General features: G+C 57.6%; 23 protein-coding genes. 16 read left to right on the top strand and 7 right to left on the bottom strand.

What is annotated here, in order from left to right:
- Nucleotides 1–29: 29 nt before the first annotated feature.
- Nucleotides 30–2,108: a polyphosphate kinase 1 gene (ppk1, locus tag KSF73_06920; protein MBV1775446.1), complete on the bottom strand. Its 2,079-nt coding sequence runs from the start codon at nucleotides 2,106–2,108 to the stop codon at nucleotides 30–32.
- A 223-nt stretch (nucleotides 2,109–2,331) separates the two neighbouring features.
- Between ppk1 and KSF73_06915 the strand changes: the two genes are divergently transcribed.
- From KSF73_06915 to prfA, 9 genes are all read left to right on the top strand, one after another.
- Entirely contained in the window at nucleotides 2,332–2,520 is a 189-nt protein-coding gene (locus KSF73_06915) for a hypothetical protein (GenBank protein MBV1775445.1), read from the top strand.
- Between the two features lie 174 nt (nucleotides 2,521–2,694).
- Entirely contained in the window at nucleotides 2,695–3,705 is a 1,011-nt protein-coding gene (gene dusB / locus KSF73_06910; GenBank protein MBV1775444.1) for a tRNA dihydrouridine synthase DusB, read from the top strand.
- An 89-nt stretch (nucleotides 3,706–3,794) separates the two neighbouring features.
- Entirely contained in the window at nucleotides 3,795–4,031 is a 237-nt protein-coding gene (locus KSF73_06905; GenBank protein MBV1775443.1) for a Fis family transcriptional regulator, read from the top strand.
- An 87-nt stretch (nucleotides 4,032–4,118) separates the two neighbouring features.
- On the top strand, nucleotides 4,119–5,681 hold the full coding sequence (gene purH, locus KSF73_06900) for a bifunctional phosphoribosylaminoimidazolecarboxamide formyltransferase/IMP cyclohydrolase (protein MBV1775442.1): 1,563 nt from the start codon (nucleotides 4,119–4,121) through the stop codon (nucleotides 5,679–5,681).
- A gap of 63 nt (nucleotides 5,682–5,744) precedes the next feature.
- Entirely contained in the window at nucleotides 5,745–6,308 is a 564-nt protein-coding gene (locus KSF73_06895; GenBank protein MBV1775441.1) for a hypothetical protein, read from the top strand.
- Nucleotides 6,309–6,533, top strand: coding sequence for a hypothetical protein (locus KSF73_06890; protein ID MBV1775440.1), 225 nt, complete (start codon nucleotides 6,309–6,311; stop codon nucleotides 6,531–6,533). It abuts the gene before it with no gap.
- 101 nt (nucleotides 6,534–6,634) lie between these two features.
- Nucleotides 6,635–7,918, top strand: a complete 1,284-nt coding sequence (gene purD, locus KSF73_06885) for a phosphoribosylamine--glycine ligase (GenBank protein ID MBV1775439.1) — start codon at nucleotides 6,635–6,637, stop codon at nucleotides 7,916–7,918.
- Between the two features lie 118 nt (nucleotides 7,919–8,036).
- Complete coding sequence (gene hemA / locus KSF73_06880; GenBank protein MBV1775438.1) at nucleotides 8,037–9,302, top strand: glutamyl-tRNA reductase; 1,266 nt, start codon at nucleotides 8,037–8,039, stop codon at nucleotides 9,300–9,302.
- A gap of 9 nt (nucleotides 9,303–9,311) precedes the next feature.
- Complete coding sequence (gene prfA / locus KSF73_06875; GenBank protein MBV1775437.1) at nucleotides 9,312–10,397, top strand: peptide chain release factor 1; 1,086 nt, start codon at nucleotides 9,312–9,314, stop codon at nucleotides 10,395–10,397.
- Between the two features lie 52 nt (nucleotides 10,398–10,449).
- Here prfA and KSF73_06870 read toward each other — a convergent pair whose 3' ends face one another.
- Nucleotides 10,450–11,010: a hypothetical protein gene (locus KSF73_06870; GenBank protein MBV1775436.1), complete on the bottom strand. Its 561-nt coding sequence runs from the start codon at nucleotides 11,008–11,010 to the stop codon at nucleotides 10,450–10,452.
- 369 nt (nucleotides 11,011–11,379) lie between these two features.
- Between KSF73_06870 and KSF73_06865 the strand changes: the two genes are divergently transcribed.
- Nucleotides 11,380–12,591, top strand: coding sequence for an MFS transporter (locus tag KSF73_06865; GenBank protein ID MBV1775435.1), 1,212 nt, complete (start codon nucleotides 11,380–11,382; stop codon nucleotides 12,589–12,591).
- Between the two features lie 245 nt (nucleotides 12,592–12,836).
- Here the strand turns inward: KSF73_06865 and KSF73_06860 are convergent, their stop codons facing one another.
- The 5 genes from KSF73_06860 to KSF73_06840 are packed head-to-tail and all read right to left on the bottom strand — an operon-like array spanning nucleotide 12,837 to nucleotide 16,360.
- On the bottom strand, nucleotides 12,837–13,175 hold the full coding sequence (locus KSF73_06860) for a hypothetical protein (GenBank protein ID MBV1775434.1): 339 nt from the start codon (nucleotides 13,173–13,175) through the stop codon (nucleotides 12,837–12,839).
- Entirely contained in the window at nucleotides 13,153–13,848 is a 696-nt protein-coding gene (locus KSF73_06855; protein ID MBV1775433.1) for a nucleotidyltransferase family protein, read from the bottom strand. Before KSF73_06855 ends, KSF73_06860 begins: the two co-directional genes overlap by 23 nt.
- A 35-nt stretch (nucleotides 13,849–13,883) precedes the next feature.
- Entirely contained in the window at nucleotides 13,884–14,900 is a 1,017-nt protein-coding gene (gene ltaE / locus KSF73_06850) for a low-specificity L-threonine aldolase (protein ID MBV1775432.1), read from the bottom strand.
- Between the two features lie 35 nt (nucleotides 14,901–14,935).
- The gene (locus KSF73_06845; protein ID MBV1775431.1) at nucleotides 14,936–15,352 is read right to left on the bottom strand and encodes a GtrA family protein; all 417 of its coding nucleotides are present in this window, start codon (nucleotides 15,350–15,352) and stop codon (nucleotides 14,936–14,938) included.
- Nucleotides 15,353–15,361: 9 nt separating this feature from the next.
- The gene (locus KSF73_06840; GenBank protein MBV1775430.1) at nucleotides 15,362–16,360 is read right to left on the bottom strand and encodes a phosphotransferase; all 999 of its coding nucleotides are present in this window, start codon (nucleotides 16,358–16,360) and stop codon (nucleotides 15,362–15,364) included.
- Between the two features lie 67 nt (nucleotides 16,361–16,427).
- Here KSF73_06840 and lptD point away from each other — a divergent pair, with 67 nt between their 5' ends.
- The 6 genes from lptD (at nucleotide 16,428) to KSF73_06810 (ending at nucleotide 23,358) form a co-directional block, all read left to right on the top strand.
- Nucleotides 16,428–18,629: an LPS assembly protein LptD gene (lptD, locus tag KSF73_06835; GenBank protein ID MBV1775429.1), complete on the top strand. Its 2,202-nt coding sequence runs from the start codon at nucleotides 16,428–16,430 to the stop codon at nucleotides 18,627–18,629.
- Nucleotides 18,626–19,912: a peptidylprolyl isomerase gene (locus KSF73_06830; protein MBV1775428.1), complete on the top strand. Its 1,287-nt coding sequence runs from the start codon at nucleotides 18,626–18,628 to the stop codon at nucleotides 19,910–19,912. The genes lptD and KSF73_06830 overlap by 4 nt, the downstream gene beginning before the upstream one ends.
- An 87-nt stretch (nucleotides 19,913–19,999) precedes the next feature.
- Nucleotides 20,000–20,977, top strand: a complete 978-nt coding sequence (gene pdxA, locus KSF73_06825) for a 4-hydroxythreonine-4-phosphate dehydrogenase PdxA (protein ID MBV1775427.1) — start codon at nucleotides 20,000–20,002, stop codon at nucleotides 20,975–20,977.
- A 61-nt stretch (nucleotides 20,978–21,038) separates the two neighbouring features.
- Nucleotides 21,039–21,869 (top strand): diaminopimelate epimerase, encoded by an 831-nt coding sequence (gene dapF, locus KSF73_06820; GenBank protein ID MBV1775426.1) that lies wholly within the window; start codon nucleotides 21,039–21,041, stop codon nucleotides 21,867–21,869.
- A 106-nt stretch (nucleotides 21,870–21,975) separates the two neighbouring features.
- Nucleotides 21,976–22,800, top strand: coding sequence for an HDOD domain-containing protein (locus KSF73_06815; protein MBV1775425.1), 825 nt, complete (start codon nucleotides 21,976–21,978; stop codon nucleotides 22,798–22,800).
- Between the two features lie 171 nt (nucleotides 22,801–22,971).
- Nucleotides 22,972–23,358: a BlaI/MecI/CopY family transcriptional regulator gene (locus KSF73_06810; protein ID MBV1775424.1), complete on the top strand. Its 387-nt coding sequence runs from the start codon at nucleotides 22,972–22,974 to the stop codon at nucleotides 23,356–23,358.
- Nucleotides 23,359–23,380: the final 22 nt, after the last annotated feature.

Below are 23,380 nucleotides of genomic sequence, written 5' to 3'. Positions count from 1 at the left end.
TGGCCGTCACGCTTGCTGTCATCAAAAAATTATTCGTGCTCGGCAGACGAGAGTTCGGCCAGCAATTGCTTCTGGGCAGAACGCTGTGCATTACCACGGGTGGTGACGCGCTTGTAGCGGCCATCCGACTGCATTTCCCACGCCTGGGTATTGTCCACCAGATAAGGGCGCAGACCTTCCCGAATAATGCGGCGTTTGATGCGGCTGTCCAGAATCGGAAAGGCCACTTCGACGCGGCGGAAGAAATTGCGACCCATCCAGTCGGCGGAGCTGAGGTAGAGGTTTTCAGCGCCGTCGTTGAGGAAGTAGAAAATCCGACTGTGTTCCAGCAGACGTCCTACCACCGAGCGCACGCGAATGTTTTCGCTCAGCCCCGGCACGCCCGGACGCAAGGTGCACACGCCGCGCACAATCAGATGGATTTTCACGCCGGCGCGACTGGCATCGTACAAGGCCTCGATGATGGCCGGCTCAAGCAGCGAGTTCATCTTGGCGATGATCACGGCGCGACGACCGGCGCGGGCGATATCGGCCTCGCGGCGGATGGCGAATAGCGCATTTTCGTGCAGGGTAAACGGCGCTTGCCATAGTTGGCGATGCTTGCGCGGATTCCCCATGCCGGTGAGCTGGGTGAAGATGTCGTTGACGTCGGCACACTTGTCTTCGTTGGCGGTAAACATGCCAAAGTCGGTGTATAGACGCGCGGTACGCGGATGGTAATTGCCGGTGCCCAGGTGGGCGTAGCGCTTGAGTGCACCCCCTTCACGGCGAACAATCAGCAGCATCTTGGCGTGTGTTTTGTAGCCGTATACACCGTACACCACATGGGCGCCGACACGCTCCAGCTTGGCGGCCCAGTTGATATTGGCTTCTTCGTCGAAGCGCGCCATCAGTTCCACCACAACGGTCACTTCTTTGCCCGCACGTGCGGCTTCGATCAAGGCCTCCATCAGCGCGGAGTCGGAGCTGGTGCGGTACACAGTCATCTTGATTGCCACGACCTTGGGGTCTTTGGCGGCCTGCTGCAGCAACTCCACCACTGGCGCAAAGCTCTGGAAGGGATGATGCAGCAGGATGTCGCCCTTGCGGATGGCGGCAAACATATCGGCCTTCTTGACCAGCTCCTTAGGCGTGCCGGGCTGGAAAGGACGGAATTTGAGATCAGGACGATCGACCTGATCCGGTACCTGCATAAAGCGCACCAGATTCACCGGGCCATCGACGCGGTAGAGATCGTCGGATTGTAGGCCGAACTGACCCAGCAGGAAATTGGCAATATGTTCAGGACAGTTTTCGGCGACTTCGAGGCGCACGCCATCGCCAAACTGTCGCTGCGACAATTCGCCTTGCAGGGCAGCACGCAAGTCGGTGACATCGTCGTCATCCACGCTCAGGTCAGAATCTCGCGTCACACGAAACTGGTAGCAGCCCTTCACTTCCAGACCCGGGAACAGCTCTTCCACATTGGCATGCACCACTGATGACAGAAAGACAAAGCCATGCGGATGGCCGGAGACATCTTCCGGCAGCTTGATAAAGCGTGGGAAGATACGCGGGGCTTGCACAATCGCCAGCGCAGCTTCGCGGCCATAGGCATCGCGGCCTTCCAGCTCCACCACAAAGTTCAGACTCTTGTTGAGCAGGCGCGGGAAAGGATGGGCCGGATCGAGTCCGATCGGGGTGAGTACCGGCGCCAGTTCGCGGCGGAAATAATCGTGTACCCAGGCGCGTTGTGCCTCGTTCCAGTTGGTCCGGCGCAGGAACACGATGCCTTCTTCGGCCAGTGCCGGCAGGACAACCTCACGCAAGATTCGATATTTGCGTTCGACCAGCGCATGCGCTTCGGTGGAGATCAGCGCCAGTGCGGCATCCGGCGACAGGCCATCAGGCGCAGGCGGGACATCGCCCAGACGCATCATCTCCTTGACCCATGCCACGCGCACTTCGAAGAATTCGTCCATATTGCTGGACACAATACACAGAAAGCGCAGCCGTTCCAGCAAGGGATTGCTCGGGTCTTCGGCCTGAGCAAGTACGCGGCGATTGAACTCAAGCAGGCCGAGTTCGCGGTTCAGGAAAAGTTGCTGGCTGGATTGGTTGTGGCTCATCTTGCAAGGTATCCATCTGTACTGCGCAGAGAGCAGCACAGTATATATGCGGGTTGCCGGCGTGCGGCATCAATATGCGATCACACCATCAGTGTATTACATGAAGATGACAAGTCGGTGAATGCGTGTGGATGGTGCGCTGCACCGTTGATCGTGCCGGCCTGTCGGAAATAGATAGCCTTTGCCATGCTGAACCAACACTGCGTGGCAAATGGTGAGCATCATGAGCAAGGTATTTGAAGTCGTGAAGTCCGGATTCCCCCTTGTCCTGTTCGCCTGGCTGGCACTGTGTGCAACCAGTGTGGCGGGTGAAATGCTCAGTCGCTCGATCTCCAGCCAGCATAAAGGTTTATCTGGCAAGACCACGCAGGCTATCTATCAGAGTTTACGGGGTGAGACGGTTCAATCCTGATCTGACTGATATTGTGCGAGGCAATCGTCCGCACGTCTCCTTTGCACAAAATTTAAGCAAAAAACTTTAATCGAACGGGCAAAACGCGGTAGAATACGCGCTCGCCGCTGTCTGACGACCTCTATGTCCATTCAGCGGCTTTGTTTTCGCCGTGTCCAAGTATATTCAGATGTCATGCAAATCGGTCCGTATCAATTAAAAAACCGCCTCATCGTTGCTCCGATGGCAGGCGTGACTGACCGTCCCTTTCGCATGCTCTGCAAGCGACTGGGCGCGGGACATGCCGTGAGCGAGATGATCACGGCCAATGCCATGCTGTATGGCACCGACAAAACCCGCCGCCGCGCCAATTTCGAGGGCGAGCTGGCGCCGGTATCGGTGCAGATTGCCGGGTCTGATCCGGAGCAACTGGCGGAAGCAGCCCGCCATAATGTGGCGGCTGGCGCGCAGATCATCGACATCAATATGGGCTGTCCGGCCAAAAAGGTCTGCAATGTGCTGGCCGGCTCGGCGCTCTTGAAGGATGAAGATCGCGTTAAGCGGATTCTGGAAACGGTGGTGGCGGCAGTCGATGTGCCGGTGACACTGAAAACCCGTCTGGGCTATGCGCGCGGCGAAGAAAATGTGCTGCGTGTGGCCAAGATTGCCGAGGAGGCGGGCATTGCGGCGCTGGCGCTGCATGGTCGTACCCGGGAAGACATGTACAACGGCGAAGCGCGTTACGAGCTGATCGCCGAGGTCAAGAAACAGGTCAGGATGCCGGTGATTGCCAATGGCGATATCACCACCCCGCAGAAAGCGGCGGCGGTGCTGGCACAAACCGGCGCTGACGGCATCATGATTGGTCGGGCTGCGCAGGGTCGACCGTGGATTTTTCGTGAGATCCAGCACTATCTGGATCATGGAACGGTGCCAGAGACACCGCGTGTGGAGGAAATTGCGGCGATTCTCGTCGAGCATCTGGAAGATCATTATCGCTTTCACGGCGAATACTCCGGATGCCGTATCGCCCGCAAACATATCGCCTGGTATACCAACGGGCTGCGGGGCAGCAATGCCTTCAGGCAGGCGATGTATAAGTTAGAAACGACCGCCGGACAAATGGCGGCAGTGCAGTCTTATTTCCGGGAGCTGGCTGAGGAGAGCGAGCGACTGGAATACGTTGAATTGGTAGCAGGCAAATAGGCCTCGCCATGGCGGCATTACCGTCGTGGACGCGACGGTGCCGCATCAGGCGTCGTCGCGAGTTGGGCACAGGGGATAGGATTCTATACATGGAACACCATGATCAAATCTGCGTCGCTGTCCGGGCGGCGCTGGAGCAGTATTTTCGCGATCTCGACGGCGAAGCGCCGCAAGCCATCTACGATATGGTGCTGGCGAAAGTCGAGAAACCCATGCTGGAAATCGTGCTGGAGCAGGCGCAGGGCAATCAGTCACGAGCAGCGGAACTTCTGGGCATTAATCGCAATACGCTGCGCAAGAAAATGTTATCCCACGATCTGATTTAAGGCGGGGCAACACACAGGATTTCACCGGCAGGCCAGACCTGCCGGTGCTAGTTTTAATCATTCAAACCCAGCAAGACGAGATCCATCATGGTGAAAATCCAGCGTGCGCTCATCAGCGTATCCGACAAGACCGGTGTCCTTGAATTTGCCCAGGCCCTTGCAGGCTTTGGCGTGGAAATCCTTTCCACAGGCGGTACCGCCAAACTGCTGGCTGATGCTGGCCTGAAGGTGATCGAAGTCGCGGATTACACCGGATTCCCTGAAATGCTGGATGGCCGCGTGAAAACGCTGCACCCGAAGATTCATGGCGGCATTCTGGGTCGTCGCGATCTGCCGGAACATGTGTCCACGATGCAGCAGCACGACATCGGCAATATTGATCTGGTGTGCGTGAACCTGTACCCGTTCGAGGCCACGATTGCCAAGCCCGGCTGCACCTTTGCTGATGCGATCGAGAACATCGACATCGGTGGTCCGGCCATGGTGCGCTCCTCCGCCAAGAACCATGCATTCGTGGCCATCGTGACCGATAGCGGCGATTACGCCGCACTGGTCGACGAAATGATGCAGAACGGTGGCAGCCTCGGCCCGGTCACCCGCCGCAATCTGGCCAAGAAGGCCTTCAGCCATACTGCCGCCTACGATGGTGCGATCAGCAACTACCTGACCAGCCTGACCGATGACGGCGAACAGTTTGTCTATCCGCAGCGCCTGAACGTGCAGTTCGAGAAGGTGCAGGACATGCGCTATGGCGAGAATCCGCATCAGAGCGCCGCTTTCTACCGCGATCTGCATCCGGCTGCGGGCAGCCTGTCGGCCTACCGCCAGCTGCAAGGCAAGGAACTGAGCTACAACAACATCGCCGACGCCGATGCCGCGTGGGAATGCGTGAAGGCATTCGACGAGCCGGCCTGCGTGATCGTGAAGCATGCCAACCCCTGTGGCGTGGCTGTTGCGCTCGATACTCTGACTGCATACAAGCTGGCCTTTGCCACCGACACCACCAGCGCCTTTGGCGGCATCATTGCCTTCAACCGCGAAGTGGATGCGGCGACCGTTGAATCGGTGACCGGCCAGTTCCTCGAAGTGCTGATTGCCCCGAGCTTTACTGATGAAGCCAAGGCCATTATCGCGGCCAAGAAGAATGTGCGCGTGCTGGAAGTGCCATTGGAAAACGGCGCCAACAAGTTCGATCTGAAGCGCGTGGGTGGCGGTCTGCTGGTGCAAACTCCGGATATCCACCACCTGACCACGGCTGACTTCAAGGTGGTGACCAAGAAGGCACCAACCCCGCAACAGCTGAACGATCTGCTGTTCGCTTGGCGTGTGGCCCAGTTCGTGAAGTCGAACGCCATCGTGTTCTGTGGCGGCGGTCAGACCCTGGGCGTGGGCGCAGGCCAGATGAGCCGTGTGGATTCCACCATCATCGCCGCACAGAAGGCCAAGCGTGCCAATCTGGACCTCAAGGGTTCGGTGTGCGCGTCTGACGCCTTCTTCCCGTTCCGCGACGGTGTGGATGTGATCGCCGAAAACGGCGTAAGCGCCATCGTGCAGCCGGGCGGTTCGATGCGTGATGAAGAAGTGATTGCAGCAGCGGATGAGCACGGCATTGCCATGGTGTTCACGGGCGTTCGTCACTTCCGTCATTGATCAGCAAGCCGGGAGGGCACTTCGGTGCCCTTTCTCTACTACCAAATTGTGCCGGAATGTTGAATGCCTGACCCATTTGCCCCTCTTGCTGAGTTTCAACTGAACCTGTCCGCTTCTGTATCGATGACAGTGGCTGAGTTTTTGACGAAATGCGATCAGGCGGGTATTCATGGTTATGTATGTGGCGGGGCGGTGCGTGATTGCGTGCTGGGGCAGCCGTTCAACGACGTAGATTTCACCTTCCATCATGAAATCAGTGCGATTCGCGACTGGATGGTTGAGACATTCGGTACGCCTATCCGCTTTGCAGATCTGCAATTTGGGCTGATCAAGGTGGGGCGCGATGATGCCAGCGAGTTTGACATCACCATGTGGCGCTCGACCGAGTCGATTGGCGATGCTGAACGGCTAGCGGGTGTGCATTACCAGCTGACGGACTCGCTGCTGGCCGATGCGCGCAATCGTGATCTGAGCATGAATTGCCTGTTCTGGCATCCAGACGAGGGATGCGTGGACCCGGTCGGGCATGGACTTGAAGATGCGCAGGCGCGCCGTATCCGGATTGCAGCGGATACGCGCAAACAGCGTGTAGACTATCGCCTCGCGCTGCGGGCGCTGTTGTTTTAGGTGCGTGGCTTTACGCTGGCGGACGATGCAGATACGTATATTCGTCGCCACCTGCCGCGGGATATTGGTCAGTATGATGATGCGGCACTGGCTGCCTTCATGACCATGCTGGTACGTGGCCGGACAACTCTGGCAGAGAAGCTGATTGAAGCCGCGAAGCCCTATCTGGATGCTGTTGCGCATGAGCGGTTGGTACGTGCGGCAGGTGTAGGCATGCCTGCATGAAGCAGCTGTGAGCAGTATTGATTTGGGTGTAGATGAGAAAGACGACCTGAGAATGTGTGCCAACGCGCACATTGCCATGTCACCTTTTGCAGGACTGAACCATGAACATTCTCGTCATCGGCTCCGGTGGCCGTGAGCACGCGCTGGCCTGGAAGCTGGCGCAATCGAACAAGGTCGGAAAAGTGTATGTCGCGCCGGGCAATGCCGGCACGGATCTCGATCCTGACCTGACCAATGTGCCGCTGACCGCAACCGCCGACCTGATCGACTTTGTGAAGCGCGAACAGATTGCCTTTACCGTGGTGGGACCGGAAGCGCCGTTGTCGGCGGGTGTGGTCGATGCTTTCCGCGCCGAAGGCCTGAAGATTTTTGGCCCAACCCGCGCTGCAGCCCAGCTGGAGTGGAGCAAGGACTTCGCCAAGGCCTTCATGATCCGTCACAACATCCCGACGGCACAGTACCGTACCTTTGCCGATGCGGCAGAGGCGCACGCCTACGTGGATGGCCGTGGTGCACCGATCGTGATCAAGGCGGATGGTCTGGCTGCGGGCAAGGGTGTGATTGTGGCGATGACGCTGGACGAAGCCCACGCCGCCATCGACAGCATGCTGCTCGACAACAAGATGGGTGATGCGGGCGCGCGCGTGGTGATCGAGGATTTCCTCAAGGGCGAAGAAGCCAGCTTTATCGTCATGGTGGACGGCAAGCATGTGTTGGCGCTGGCCAGTTCGCAAGATCACAAGCGTCTGCTGGATGGCGATCTGGGCCCGAATACCGGCGGCATGGGGGCATATAGTCCCGCCCCCGTGGTGACCCCGGAAGTACACGCTCGTGCGATGCGCGAAGTGATTCTGCCGACCGTAGCCGGTATGGCGCACGAAGGTCATCCGTTTACCGGCTTCCTGTACGCCGGTCTGATGGTGTCGGAAGACGGCGCGGTGAATGTGGTGGAATTCAACTGCCGCATGGGTGACCCAGAAACCCAGCCGATCATGGTGCGCCTGAAGTCGGATCTGGTGCAGTTGGTGGAAGCCGCCATTGATGGCAAGCTGGATCAGATCGAGGCCGAATGGGATCGCCGTACCGCGCTGGGCGTGGTGCTGGCTGCTGGTGGTTATCCGGATGCGCCGAAAAAGGGCGATGTGATTACTGGGCTTCCCAAGCCAGGCTCGATTCAGGATGTACAGGTGTTCCACGCAGGCACGACCCGCGATGCAGAGGGCCATGTGGTGACCAGTGGCGGCCGTGTGTTGTGCGTGACTGCGCTGGGTGACAGCGTGAAGATTGCGCAGAAGCGTGCCTACGATGCCGTGGGGGATATCGAGTTCGACGGCATGCAATACCGTACCGATATCGGCCACCGCGCAGTCGTTCGCAAGGGTTAAGCTCTGTTATCACAGACCGCTGACGCGACATCTGTTGATCATTTGATCTGGCACAGATGTCGCGACGCGGTCTGACAGGGTAAAATCCGATACCTTTGTTCTCGATTCGATTGCCTGCATGCCGTTGTTCGCGCTTGGCCTCAACTACGAAACCGCTCCGCTCGCCATTCGCGAGCGTTTGGCGTTTGCGCCTGAAGAGCTGGGCAGCAGTGTGGCCGGGCTGGTTGCGCAGGAGGGCGTGCATGAAAGCATGCTGCTATCCACCTGCAATCGAACCGAGCTGTATGCGAGTGCTCATGATGAAGCGCGGCTACTGGACTGGCTGGCGAAATCGCGTGGCCTGAATCGCGACGAAGTGCTGCCCTATCTGTACCGGCTGGAAGGCCGCGAGGCGGCGCGCCATGCATTTCGCGTGGCATGTGGTATGGACTCGATGGTGCTGGGCGAAACCCAGATTGTCGGGCAGCTGAAAGATGCGGTGCAGGAAGCCGAGCAGGCCGAAGGGCTGGGCACGGTGCTCAATGGCCTGTTCCAGAAAGCGTTTTCGGTCGCCAAGGAAGTGCGCACCGAAACGGCGATTGGCGCCAATTCTGTGTCGATGGCTGCTGCTGGCGTTCGTCTGGCCGAGCGTTTGTTTGCCGACTGGCGCGATGTTTCCGTGCTGTTTATCGGTGCGGGCGAGATGATCGAGTTATGCGCTACCCACTTTGCCGCACAGAAGCCGCGCCGCATTTCGGTGGCAAACCGCACGGTTTCACGCGGTCAGGCGCTGGCAGCACAATTTGGCGGTGACGCCTTTGCGCTGGGTGAGCTACCCGAGCGCTTGCAGGATTATGATGTCGTGGTGACGTCAACCGCCAGCCAGCTGCCGATAGTGGGGCTGGGGGCGGTGGAACGCGCCTTGAAGCGCCGCAAGCATCGTCCGATGTTCATGGTGGATCTGGCCGTGCCGCGTGATATCGAGGTGGAGGTCGGCCAGCTGGATGACGTCTACCTTTACACGGTCGATGATCTGGCCGAAGTGGTACGCCACGGGCGCGAAGAGCGCAAGACCGCCGTGATTGCCGCGGAAGCGATTGTCGATAAACACGTGGACGCATTTTCGCACTGGATGGACAGCCGCAGCCTTGTGCCGACCATCCGCGCCTTGCGTGACCATGTTGAACGCCTGCGCCGCCATGAAGTCGAGCGTGCGCATAAAATGCTGGCAAAGGGCGAATCGCCGGATAAAGTACTGGAAGCGCTGTCGCAGGCGCTCAGCAACAAATTTCTGCATGCGCCGCTGGCCGCCCTCAACCGGGCAGAGTCGGCGCAGCATGGCGAACTGGTGGATGCGGTTCGTCACCTTTATCATTTGCATGACGATGCCTCGTCGGCGTCGTGACCGGATCACATGAAACCTAGTATTGCCCAGAAGCTGGCCCAGCTTGCCGACCGACTGGAAGAAGTCGGCCATCTGCTCGCCAGCGAAGAAGCCACCAAGGATATGGATCAGTTCCGCAAACTGAGCCGCGAACACGCCGAACTGACGCCGGTGGTGGAGCTGTATCACGCCTACCAGAAGACGCTGGCTGATCAGGCATCTGCCCGCGAAATGCTAAGTGACCCAGACATGCGCGAGCTGGCCGAGCTGGAAATTGCCGAGGCCGAGGAACGCATTACCACGCTGGATCTGGATCTACAAAAGGCATTGCTGCCGCGTGATCCTAACGATGAGCGTAATATCTTTCTGGAAATCCGCGCAGGCACGGGCGGCGATGAGTCTGCGCTGTTTGCGGGTGATCTGCTGCGCATGTACACCCGCTACGCCGAGCGTAATCGCTGGCAGGCGGAAATTGTATCGGCCAGTGAATCCGATCTGGGCGGCTACAAGGAAGTGATCGTGCGTCTGGTGGGCTTCGGTGCCTACTCACGCCTCAAGTTCGAGTCCGGCGGCCATCGCGTGCAGCGTGTGCCGGCAACTGAATCGCAAGGTCGAATTCATACATCGGCCTGTACGGTGGCCGTGATGCCGGAAGCCGATGCGCTGGAAGAGGTGCAGATCAATGCCGCCGATATCCGCATCGACACCTTCCGCGCCAGCGGGGCCGGTGGACAGCACATTAACAAGACTGATTCGGCAATCCGGATTACTCACTTCCCGACCGGTATCGTGGTGGAATGTCAGGATGGTCGCAGTCAGCATCAGAACAAGGCACAAGCCATGCTGGTGCTCGCTGCGCGCATCAAAGACAAGCAGGAGCGCGAGGCCCACGCCAAGGAGGCCGCCACCCGTAAATCACTGGTGGGCTCGGGCGACCGCAGCGAACGCATCCGCACCTACAACTTCCCGCAAGGGCGGATGACTGATCACCGCATCAACCTGACCCTGTACAAACTCGACTACATCATGGATGGCGATCTGCAGGAGCTGACGGATGCCTTGCTTGCCGAGCATCAGGCCGAGCAGCTGGCCGAACTGGCAGGCGGGGATGATTGATTGAGAGATGTGAACAACGCCGGGTGACCGGCGTTTTTTGTTGTACTCAGGTTTATTCAGGTAAGGTGCACTTCGAGGTTTTGGTGACCATGCCGTTATCGTATTCGTCCACGATGCATCGGTGGCTTTTGTATTGTCGGCCATCGTATTGAAGTCGTACATGGTACATCTGGTAAGCAAGGGCGTAATTTGCGATGAGATCATGCATACCATGCGTACGTGAGTTCAGCACTTGAATCCCGTCACCACCGTTTTTGAAATCAATCTGGTAGGTGGGTTTGCCATCTACCATATGTACTGAAACCAGCCAGTATCGATAAAGGTGAGCGCCATAAAATGCGAAGCAATATGGCTTAAGCGCAGGCCGCACAAAATAGCCTTTGCGATGATTGCCATTTAGATCGACTCTCGCCACTGAAAACAAACGGTTCACTTGCCCGCGTGGAATTTCAAGATCATTCAGGCACCCGATTACCTGCTCCAGATCGTCCGGTTCTTGTGACAGGATGAATTCAATCAGGGCTGGATCAGGTGTGATGGGATGACTCAGCGGGGTTTCGGTGTCGTTCTGGAAGATGATCTGGCTGGTGGCGAGGGCGGCTGAATTTAGCATGCAAAACATTGCCGATATCAGGATGATGAAGATCGTGCGCATCACACGTGCAGGGTATGAGCTCATTTTATGCTCGGGATGTGATGCAAGGTCGAAATGAAAGCAGACTGATTGCCATTCCAGCCACACTTGGTACATATACCATCTTCAATGGCGTGGTGGCATTGGGGATAACCATAAAGCTGGTACGCGCATTCAGGGCAGAGCGCAGCCATGGCAGACAAGCCTTGGCGAAACGTGCTGCCGCATTCGTCGCAAATCTGTTGGGTATCGTCCGACACTGTAATCATCTCCTTGCTGGCCAAAACTATACCAGCAGCCGCTCGTATCGGCGAAAGTGAGTCCCCATCCCGCTGGTATGATATCGGGATGGCTACCCCCCACCCCCTCCGCATCCTCGCCCCCTTCGCACTGGGCTATTTCTTCTCCTACGCCCTGCGTACGGTGAATGGTGCCATTGCACCTGCGCTGATCCACGAGTACGGCATCAGCGAATCGGCGCTGGGGATGATGACGGCTGCTTACTTTCTGACGTTTGCCCTGACCCAGATTCCCATCGGCCTCGCCATGGATCGATTCGGGCCGAGCCGGGTGAACGGGTCATTGTTGATCGTGGCGGTCGCGGGTTGTGCATTATTTGCTGCCGGACACGAGCCATGGGCCATGGTGACGGCACGTGGCATGCTGGGGTTGGGCATGGCGGGCTGCCTGATGACCGCCATCAAGGCCAATGCGCAGTGGTTTCCCATGCATCGGCTGCCGCTGGTGAATTCGTGGGTGCATGTGTGTGGATTACTCGGCGCAGTGGTGTCGACCGCGCCAGCGGCGTGGCTGGTGGCACATCACGGGGTGGCAGGCGTGTTTTCGGTGGCGGGCGTCATTGGTGCTATTGCGGTGGTGATGCTGTTTACGCTGGTGCCGCAGCATCCCGAGCAGCATCAGCGTGTTTCCATGCGCGAGAGCTTCGCAGGCGTGCTGCGTCTGTTTGCGGATCGACGCTTTCTGCAGATTGCACCGGTCGCCGCCATCGCCATGGGTGCGCACATGGCTATGCAGGGACTGTGGATTGGTCAGTGGCTACGCCAGACTCGCCATGTAGATGATATGGCCGTGGCGCATGATCTGTTCTGGATGATGATGGCGGGTGTGGTGGGTTCGCTGAGCTGGGGGCAGCTGGGCACACGTCTGACGAGAGCGGGGATGCCGCTGCTACATGTCTATGCCTGTGCCTGCAGCCTGCATGTGCTCACTTTGATCCTGATGGCAACCGGCGCACCACTACCGGGATGGTTACTGATGGCAGCATTTTCGTTTACAGGGATGGGCGGCAGCCTGTGCTATGCCCTGGTCACTAGCCGTTTTCCGGTAGAGATGGCGGGGCGGGCGAATACCTCTCTCAATCTGCTGATTTTTGTGGTGGCCTTTGTGGTGCAGGGCGGGTTCGGCTATGCGCTGGCGCAGTTGCAGCTACACGGGACATCGATGCAGCAGGCATGGGCGGTGGTGTTGCTGGGTCTGGCCGGGAGTATTGCGGTGGGGCTGGGGTGGGCGTTGCGGAAGAGAAAATACGACGCTAAGTAATGGGAAGGCAGTTATGGACTCCATACCGGTTGGGCGTGTGGGAAGAATTTTGTCTGGAACAGATGCTGGAAGTTTCATCCGAATCCAGCATGATGATGAAAGCACAGGTGGCTTCCTCATCTTGGTATCAACCCAAGCTGACTTTCTGGACGGGTTTGATTACTGGGTTTCGAGTTCGAGTGAGCTAGACTCATTCCTGACGGAAGCTGGTTGGCTGATTCAGTGGCTGGACGGCGGAGTTTAAATTAAAGCGGTTGATAGCTGATGATGAATGCCTCACCCAACTCCGCTTGCAAATCAAGTTGCACTGCTTTGGCTGCCGCCTCAAAACGAAACACTTCATCCTCAAGCCATGGGCTGGGACCAGTCGGATTGTCCCAATCGAGTGCAGTGTCGTGCCATTTCGACAGCATGTCCAGTTGCTCCAGTAGTGCTGGACTCAGTGGTAGCCGGAATTCGATTGCGCCAATACCAAAAGTCGCGCTTGCGGTCCCATTGGCAGCCCACAGGCAACCGCCGCCCCAGTCAAACATCAGTCGAATGTGAAACTTATCCTGACTATCAGGCTGGCTGAATGGTGGCATTCGCCGCCTCCAAATCCCCCGGCGTTCCCACATTCAGCCACGTACCGGTGAAATGTTCACCGCTCAGCTGGCCCTTGGCCGCAGCGGCCTTGAAAATCGGCCCCAGCTTGGCCGCTTCGCCGGGCGTAACCGAATTCACAATTTCCGGCTTCAGTAGCGCCAGATTGCCGTAACACAGCTTGGCGCCTTCATTTCCCAACACGCCGTCGGTGAGCGAGAAATCGCCGCCGGGGTGATAGGGCGGATTGTCCACCATCACCAGATGCCCGAGGCGCTGCGTATCTGTCAGGAAGGCGGGGGCGAGATCGACGAGTGAGCGGAAATCGTATTCGCAGAAAATATCGCCCGATACCAGAATAAAGCAGCCTGTTCCCAGAAGATGCCGTGCGCGGGCGATACCGCCTGCTGTTTCCAGCCCGACACGCTGGTTGTCTGCCCCCACACCCTCGGCGGAATAATGCAGACGTACGCCCCATTGTGAGCCATCGCCTAAAGTCGCCTCGAATTGCGAACCCAGCCAGGCATGATTGATGACGATATCGCGGATGCCGGCTGCCGCCAGACGTTCAATGTGCCAGACAATCAGCGGTTTACCGCCAACCTTCAGGAGTGGCTTAGGGGTGTGATCGGTCAGCGGACGCATGCGTTCGCCGCGTCCGGCTGCGAGGATCATGGCGCGAATGGGCTGGGTCATGGTGCGGCTTTCGATTAGTCAAAGAAACGCCCGGCAATCGCCAGCGTCGTCTCTACGGCTCGTGTATCCACATCGTGGTGCGTGACCCAGCGCTGGGCGGTGCCAATGGTGGAGAACAGGATGCCGTGTTCGGCCAGATGTGCGGCGAAGGCCTTGGCATCGAGAGTCGGCGCCTGCACAAACACGATATTGGTTTGCGGATGTTCGACCGTAAAACCGGGGAGCTTCGCTAGACCATCGGCAAGCAGGCGTGCATTGGCATGATCATCGGCAAGGCGCGCCAGTTGATGCTCCAGTGCAAACAAGCCGCCCGCGGCCACAATACCAGCCTGACGCATGCCGCCGCCCAGCATCTTGCGCCAGCGGTGGGCAGAATCGATCAGGTCTTTCGAGCCAACCAATACCGATCCCAGCGGTGCGCCCAGTCCCTTGGATAGACACACCGACACCGAATCAAAGCCCTTGGCGATCTCCGCCGGGCTGACGTAAGAACCCACCGCCGCATTCCACAGTCGCGCGCCATCCAGATGGGTGGCGAGACCGATGCTGTGCGCCCAGTCGGTGGCGGATTTGACATAGTCGGCGGGCAGAATCTTGCCGCCGATGGTGTTTTCCAGTGCCAGCAAACGGGTGCGGGCGTAGTGATGATCCGGGGCTTTGACGGCTTTTTTAAGGCGATCCAGCGGGATGCTGCCATCCGATGCGTTATCCAGCGGTTGCGGCTGGATGCTGCCCAGCACGGCGGCGCCACCCGCTTCGTACTTGTAGGTGTGCGCTTCCTGCCCGACCAGATATTCGTCACCGCGCTGGCAGTGCGCCATCAATGCGCACAGATTGCTCTGGGTGCCAGACGGCATGAACAGGCCGGCTTCAAATCCCAGCATCGCCGCCGTCACGCTTTGCAAGCGGTTCACCGTCGGATCATCGCCCCACACATCATCGCCGACTTCTGCGGCAGCCATTGCAGCACGCATGGCGTCATTGGGGCGGGTCACGGTATCGCTGCGGAAGTCGTACACAATCTTGTTCATCGAATGCGCCTTTTGCGTGAAACGGGACAATTAAATCAATGCGGCTCGCGGTGCTTGAACGCCCATAGCTTGCTGCCGCCAAAGTTCCAGATCAGGCCGATGCCTGTTGTGACAATCTGCGACGGCCATTTCGGGAAGCCCAGCCAGCCAGTAAACAGCGCCATCAGGCCGGTATTGATGCACCAGCCCACGCCGACCACCGTGAAATACTTGGAGGCTGCATCCGCGTGCGATTTGGCGCTTTTGAAGGTGAACAGATAATTCAGGTAATAGTTCACAAAGCAGCCAAGGATATAACCTATGGCGGACGCCGTGGTGGCAGAGGTGCCTAGTATGTCGGCACCAATCCACAACGATACATACTGCACGCCCGTTCCACTCAGCCCCACCAGCGCGAACTGCAGGAACTGCTTGATCAGCGCTTCATGGCGAGTCAGCAATGCTTTAATCATGAATTCGCCTTAGAAGGTGTAGCCATGCTGCACGGTAAAGCCGGTCAGCTGGTTCAGCAATTTATACAGCGGATGCAATTCGACATAGCGCTCGCACGTTTCGCGCAGATAGCCGAGTGCCACCGGAATATCGTCCAGATAGCGCGGCTTGCCGTCGCGGTGAATCAGGCGGGCAAAGGTGCCAATGGAGCGCAGGTGGCGATAGACGCCCATGAATTCGAGATCGCGGTAGAAGTCGTCAAACGACTCTGCCACCGGCAGATTCAGCTTGCGCGCGGCTTGCCAGTAACGGATGCCATGATCGAGTCGGAAGGCTTCCGGCCAAGCGCGGTACATATCTTTCAATAGCGAAGCCAGATCATAGGTCAGCGGGCCGACGCGTGCATCCTGAAAATCGACGATGCCGATCTGATCACCCCGCACCATCAGGTTACGACTGTGATAGTCGAAATGAATCAGGGTTTTGGGTTGTGATGCAGCGCGAGCCAGCAACAATGCGCGGGTGCGCGCCCATGCTTGCTGTTGTTTTTCGTCCAGTGTTTTGCCCAGATGGGTGCCCACAAACCATTCGGTAAAGCGGTCGAGGTCGGTTCCCATGGCGTCGGCAGTGTATTCCGGCAGGCCGCTGGTATCGGCGTGGACCTGCATGCTCAGCAGGGCACCCCAGGCGGCGCGGTAGAGCGGATCGGCCTTGATTTCATCGCCATCAGCGGTGGCGGACATCAGGTCGGTATCGCCCAGATCGCTCATCAGCACAAAGCCCTGATCGACGTCTACGGCCAGCATCTCGGGCACCGGCACGATACCGGACAGGCGTCTGGCAATATCCAGAAAGCCCGCAATCGGCTGAGTGGCCGGGGGCGCATCCATGACAATCCGGGTGCTGCCATCGGCAAGGGTCGCACGATAGAAACGGCGCGGGCTGCCGTCTTCAACAAGGGCATGCAGCGCAGTACGCTGCGGCAGCTGTGTGTCAAGCCAGGCGGTGAGTGCAGTGGAACGTTCCATCGGATTCATTGTCAGAGCGCTGAAAGTATGCGATTTTAGCGCACTTTGTATTGAACGCCCTGATCGAATGTCCGCTTTCCGACTCCATCCCCTAGCACTGGCCTGCGCGGCCCTGTCCCTTGCTGCACTCGCAGACACGGCGACCACTGGCCCGACCACCATCGAGGCGGCCAAGCTGGATGGCGAGGTCAATGAAAACCTGCTGGCCACCGGCGATGTCGTGCTCAAGCGCGACGGCAAGATGCTGGAAGCGCCATGGGTGCGCATTCTCAAGGGAGGGCGCGAGCTTCAGGCGGGCGATACAACACGTTTCAGTGATCGCGGCAGTGTGATCAATGGCAAGGCATTTGAGCTGAAAGAGGGAAGTGAAGCCGCACCGCGCAGTGGCTACATTGATGCACCTGCCTTTTCGCTTGGCAATGCACGTGGCCATGGCGATGCCGTTAAGTTGCTGTTTGTGGGCGAAGACCAATATACCCTTGATCGTGCGCGATTTACGACCTGTGCGCCGGGCAATGAAGCCTGGTATGCGCACAGCGAGACACTTGATCTCGATTATTCGCGCAATCTGGGCAAGATGTACTGGGGCAAGATCGAGATTGGCGGTGTGCCGGTTACGCCAACCTTGCCCTATCTCGACTTTTCGCTGGATGGATCGCGAAAGTCCGGCTTGTTATCGCCGGTCATGCGGGGTTCCGGCGCAGATGGATTGGATATCGCATTTCCATGGTACTGGAATATCGCGCCTAATTTCGACGATACCATTACGCCACGTTTGATACTCAAGCGCGGCATCATGCTGGAAAACGAATTCCGCTACCTGACGCCCCGATCACGGGGGGAGTTCCGCTACAGCCGGATTGGGCATGACCGCGTGACCGGCGAGCAGCGAAACTTTGGCGATTGGCAGCATACGCAGATACTGGGTGACGGCTGGAGCGCCGGGCTGAATCTGCAACGTGTATCCGATGATGGCTACTTTGCTGATTTTGGCGACCGGCTGGCAGTTGCCTCGCAGGCGATTCTGCCCCGTCAGGCCAATCTGGCGTACTGGAAGGACGGTCTGCAGCTCAATGTGCGTACCTCGCACTTCCAGACCCTGCAAGATCCGCAGCGTGCCGTACTGGCACCCTATGCGCAATTGCCTCAGATCACACTGAACTACACGACTGACACGCTGTCACCGTTGCGTCTGGATGTATTCAGCGAGCTGGATGATTTCAGTCATCCCACCCAGATCAATGGTAAGCGTGCGGTAGTCTATCCGTCCATTTCGATGCCGATGGCTACCTCATGGGGTTTCCTGACACCCAAGATAGGTTTTAACTCTACGCGTTATCGCCTGAGTGACTTCCAGACGACAGTGAATCAGACCGTGCAGCGTCAGCCGGGTTATACGCTGAGTCGCGACTTGCCGATCGCCAGTCTGGATGCAGGTCTGTATTTCGACCGAGATTTCACCTGGTCGGGCCTCAATATGCTGCAATCGCTTGAGCCGCGTCTGTATTACGTGCGTATCCCGTATCGCGACCAGAGTGCATTCCCGAATTTCGATAGTTCGGTGGCCGATTTCAGCTTTGCACAAATGTTTACCGAAAATCAGTTCTTTGGCTGGGATCGTATCAATAATGCCAATGAATTGACCGCCGCCCTGACTTCGCACCTGATCGATGCAGATACCGGCATCGAAGCCTTGCGATTTGCGGTTGGCCAGCGCTTCTATTTCCAGCCGCAAAAGGTGTATATCACCCAGCAAACCACCGGAACCAACGAGACGTCCTCCGATCTGATGACTGCGATCAGCGGTAACTTCTCGCGCGAATGGTCGGCTGACGTCATGTGGGAATACAACCGCCAGGATCGGAAAACGCAAAAGGCCGGCCTGTTCATGCACTACCAGCCCGGTCTAGCGCGGATGCTGAATCTGGGCTACCAGTACGATCGCGTCAACAATATCCACCAGGCCAGCGTGTCGACTCAATGGCCCATAGCCGGGCGCTGGCACGGCGTAGCCAGCCAGACATGGTCGTTTGTCGATCATCGCTCGCTGGAGACACTGGTGGGGGCAGAGTACAATGGCGGGTGCTGGGCATTGCGGGTAGGGATGCAGCGCTTCGTGACGCCTACCCAGCAACCGCCTACACCCAGATTTATGCTGCAGATTGAATTGAACAATTTCGGTTCAATCCAGACCAATCAAGTCTTCGAGACGCTGAAGCAGAGTATCCCTGGCTACAGCAAGACTAACCAAACGACCGAACTCCAATGATCAACACTTCCCGCTTGCTGACTTTTTTGCTCGGTGCCTCCCTGTTGGCACCGGTTCTGGCCGAGCCCGTAACGCTCGACCGCATCGTGGCGGTGGTCAATAAGGACGTGATTACCGACCGCCAGCTCGACGAACGCATGAAGCTGACCTACAAGCGCATGGCCGAGCAGAAAATTACGCCCCCACCTGTGGACGTGCTCAAAAAGCAGCTGCTGGACAGCATGGTGACTGAACAGGTGTTGATCGATTACGCGGGTGATACCGGCCTGCGCGTCGACGATAGCGAGATTGACCGCTACATCGAGGGTCAGGCCGAGCAGAATCGCATGACCGCTGCGCAGTTCCGCGCCGCGATCGATAAGGAAGGCCTGCCTTTCAAAGCGTTCCGCGACGATATCCGTCGCCAGATGGTGATGGCACGCTTGATGGAACGCGATCTGAAAAGCCGCGTGTTTGTCAGCGAACAGGAAGTCGACCAGTATCTCAAAATGCAGGGCGACAAAATCGACATCCAGTTCCGGCTCAGCCACATCATGGTCGGTATCCCGGAAGGCGCATCGCCTGATGTCGTGGTTGCCCGTCGCAAGCGTGCCGATCAGGCGCTGTCCGAACTGGCTGCAGGCAAGCCATTTGCCTCAGTCGCGGCTGCTTACTCCGAGTCTCAGGATGCGCTGAGCGGTGGTGATCTTGGATGGCGTGCTGCGGGTACCATTCCGCCTGCTTTTATGGAAGCGATTCAATCGCTGCAACCGGGCGGTTTTACACCTGTTCTGCGCAGCGCGGGTGGATTCCACATTATCCGGATGCTTGAAAAACGTGCGGATAATGGCAAGGAAGTGGTGCAGATGACCCATGCGCGCCACATCCTGATCAAGGTTGGCGAGCTGACCTCCGATGCCGAAGCCAAGGCTCGAATCGAAGAGATTCGCGCCAAGATTGTGGCGGGTGCCAAGTTTGAAGATGAAGCCCGTCAGAAGAGTGAAGACATCAGCGCCTCAAAAGGCGGGGATCTCGATTGGGTACCGCCAGGCGTGTTTGTCCCGCAATTCGACAAGGCGATGAATGAGCTCAAGTTGAATGAGGTGAGTCAGGCTGTTCGTTCGCCCTTTGGTTACCATCTGATTCAGGTGCTGGGGCGCAAGGATCAGGATGTCACCGACGAGCGCAAGAAGGAGCGCGTCCGCACTGAACTGCGTGAACGCAAGGCCTCCGAACAGCAGGAAGAGTGGATTCAAGCCAAGCGCGATCAAGCCTTCGTTGAGAATCGGCTCGATGACAAGTAAGCTTCAATCATGAGGCGATAGAAAACAGGCTGCCCATGGGTGGCCTGTTTGTTTTCAGGCGATGTGCATCTGGATAGAGGATGAACCATGCGACCGACCATCATCATACCCACCGGCGAGCCTGCAGGGATTGGACCCGAGCTGTGTGCCAGTCTGGATCCCGGTCGTTTTCCGGCGCGACTGGTACTACTGGGTGATCGTGCCTTGCTGGCCTCGCGCGCCTGGCCGGGTAGTCATGCGGTCAAGGAGTATGTCCCGGATGAAGATCCCGGACACGGGGTACTTGAACTGATTCATGTACCGCTCGAAACATCCTGTGTGGCGGGGCAACCTTCTACGGCCAATGCGCCCTATGTCATGGCCTTGCTGGATCGCGCCATTGCAGGCTGCATGTCCGGCGAATTCTCGGCCATGGTGACCGCACCGCTGCATAAAGGCGTCATCCGCAATGCCGGATATCACAAATTTGTGGGTCATACCGAGTATCTTGCCGAAAAAACAGGCACCCGCCGGGTGGTAATGATGCTGGCAGGAGGCGGTATGCGCGTGGCACTGGCCACCACCCATCTGCCCTTGCGCGATGTCCCCGATGCGATCACCATCGAATCGCTCAAGCATACCCTGCGTATTCTGAACGAAGATCTGAAACGCAAATTTGGCCTGAGTGATCCCCGTATTCTGGTGGCAGGATTGAATCCGCATGCGGGTGAGAGCGGACATATGGGGCGTGAAGAGCTGGATGTGATCATCCCGGCCATGGACATCATGCGTAAGGAAGGACTGAATCTGATCGGCCCCTTACCTGCAGATACGCTTTTCAATCCATCGCAGCTTGCACGTGGCGACGCCGTTCTGGCGATGTACCACGATCAGGGTTTGCCACCACTCAAACATGCCAGTTTCGGGCACGGCATCAATATTACCCTGGGTTTGCCCATCATTCGCACCTCGGTCGATCATGGCACGGCGTTTGATCTGGCGGGCAAGGGTACGGCAGATCAGGGTAGCCTGATTGTCGCAGTGGAACATGCCGTGAATTTGGCACTGAACAGCCGCAAGTCATGATAAGGTTGTACTCGATGCCAGCAGCGAGTCTGGCCGAATTAAGGATCGTACACCCATGGGGATCACCCTTCCGTTTACCAAAATGCAAGGCGCCGGCAATGACTTTGTGGTGCTGGATGGCGTGAGCCAGTCGATTCAGTTGAGCACAGCGCAGTTGCGCCACTTGGCTGATCGTCACTTTGGGGTTGGATGTGACCAGATTTTGCTGGTGGAAAACCCGCATCATCCCGACGCTGATTTCCGTTACCGGATTTTCAATAACGATGGTGGCGAAGTGGAACAGTGCGGTAATGGCTCGCGCTGCTTCGTACGTTTTGTCCACGACAAGGGATTGACCCGCAAGCGGGAAATCTGCGTGGAGACGGCCAAAGGCCTGATCCGTCCGCGTCTCGAAGAAAACGGCATGGTACGCGTGGACATGGGTCTGCCGCGCTTTGTACCCGAGCAGATCCCTTTCATTGCTGACGAAGCGGCCATGTATTACCCGCTTGAGGTGGGTGGTCAGATCATCGAGATCGGCACGGTATCCATGGGTAATCCGCATGCGGTGATGCTGGTGGACGATGTGGACAATGCACCTGTTGCCAGCGTCGGGCCCCTGATTGAGCGCCATTCACGCTTTCCTGCACGTGTAAATGTCGGTTTTCTGCAGATTGTGTCGCGTACCGAAGTGCGTCTGCGGGTGTTCGAGCGCGCCGCAGGCGAGACACTGGCCTGCGGTACCGGCGCGTGTGCAGCGGTGGTGACAGGAATACGCTGGGGCTTGCTGGATGAAGCGGTACTGGTGCATGCCCGTGGCGGAGATCTAACGATCCGTTGGTCGGGAGAGGGGCAGCCAGTTTTCCTTTCTGGGCCGGCAGTTACAGTGTTCGAGGGGCAGATTACCCTCTGATTTTGCGTTTCCGCGTTTGCGTTCTGTGTAGCGCAGGCTAGATTTAAGACGTGAAGGGCCAGTAGCGTCCAGCAGTCGAAACTCAGCCAGAAGCGAGGAAACCAACATGGAAATCGGGGATATCTTTGATCGCGCCGCTGGCCGCATGCCAATGGTGCCAAAGGTGGTTCAGGAATTGATTGTCGGCTTCGACAACGATAGCCTGGACGTAGATGAGGTCATCGACAAGGTATCCCATGACCAGGTGCTGAGCGCCAAAGTGCTCCGTCTGGCCAATTCGGCGCGCATCAGCGGCGGCCGACCTGTTAAAAGCATCGATGATGCCGTGGTGTTGCTGGGCTTTGATAGCCTGCGCCTGCTGGTGGTGTCATCGGGCCTGTCGTCGATGAGTGCGCCGAATCCTGGCTTTGATCGTCAGGCCTTCTGGCGTCATTGCTTCCAGAGTGCCAATACGACCAAAGCATTGGCCGGCCTTGCCAAGCTCGACCATAACACCGCGTACACCTGTGGCTTGCTGAAGGATATTGGCGAGCTGTTGATCCATGTGGCATTCCCGAACGAGTCGATCCGAATCGACCGGCTGGTCGAGAATGGAGCGGACCGCATCCAGCTGGAAACCATGGTCATCGGCATTGATCTGACCATGGTGGGTGAAGAGCTGGCACGTCGCTGGCATTTCCCCAAGGAAATTCAGGCCGCGATCCGTCATCAGAAAAATCCCATGGGCTGCGATCCTTTCGAGCCATTTTCGGGGCTGGTCTGGCTGGCAGAATTACTGGTGAACGGTTTTTCGAAAGAGCTATCCCGTGACGATATTGCCTCGGTACTCCCGGCGCCATTGCTGGAAAAGCTTGGAATTGAACCGACCAAGCTGATTGCAATGCTCGAGGATATGCGAACCGAGTGCATGGCCGTAGACGATCTGCTCTGATCGTTCCAGTCAGCAAACAAAGGCTCACCGAGTGGTGAGCCTTTGTTGTTTTTACGATCAGATGGCGCGGGGAACCATTTGTCACTTGCATCTACTAAATGATTAGTACTACTATTCGTTTAGTACTACTAATTACTTAGTACGATGATGTTCGTAGATGGAGGCAAACACATGAACGAACCGCAGGCAACAGAAGGCGAACTCGGCATTCTCCGTGTTTTGTGGGATCGCGCCATGCCGGGCACCGTACGCGATGTGCATGAAGCACTGTCGCGCCACAAAGAAACGGCGTACACCACAGTATTAAAAATGATGACCATCATGACCGAAAAGGGGCTTCTGGCGCGTGACGAAAGTGAACGCTCGCATCGCTACAGTCCGACCTATCCGGAGCCGGTGGTGCAATCCGCCATGCTGAAGGCGTTTATGCAGCGCACTTTTTCCGGATCGGCTGTGCAGTTGGTGCAGCGTGCGCTTGATGTCAATGCGGCAAGCGAAGCAGATCTGGATGCCATGGAAGACATGATTCGTGCAGCACGGGCGCGCAAGGCGCAATAAGCCCCTAAACAGGAGGACGAGA

It is taken from the genome of Burkholderiaceae bacterium DAT-1 (genome assembly GCA_019084025.1).
Taxonomy (GTDB): Bacteria; Pseudomonadota; Gammaproteobacteria; order Burkholderiales; family Chitinimonadaceae; genus DAT-1.
This window is presented reverse-complemented; position numbering and strand designations above follow the sequence as displayed.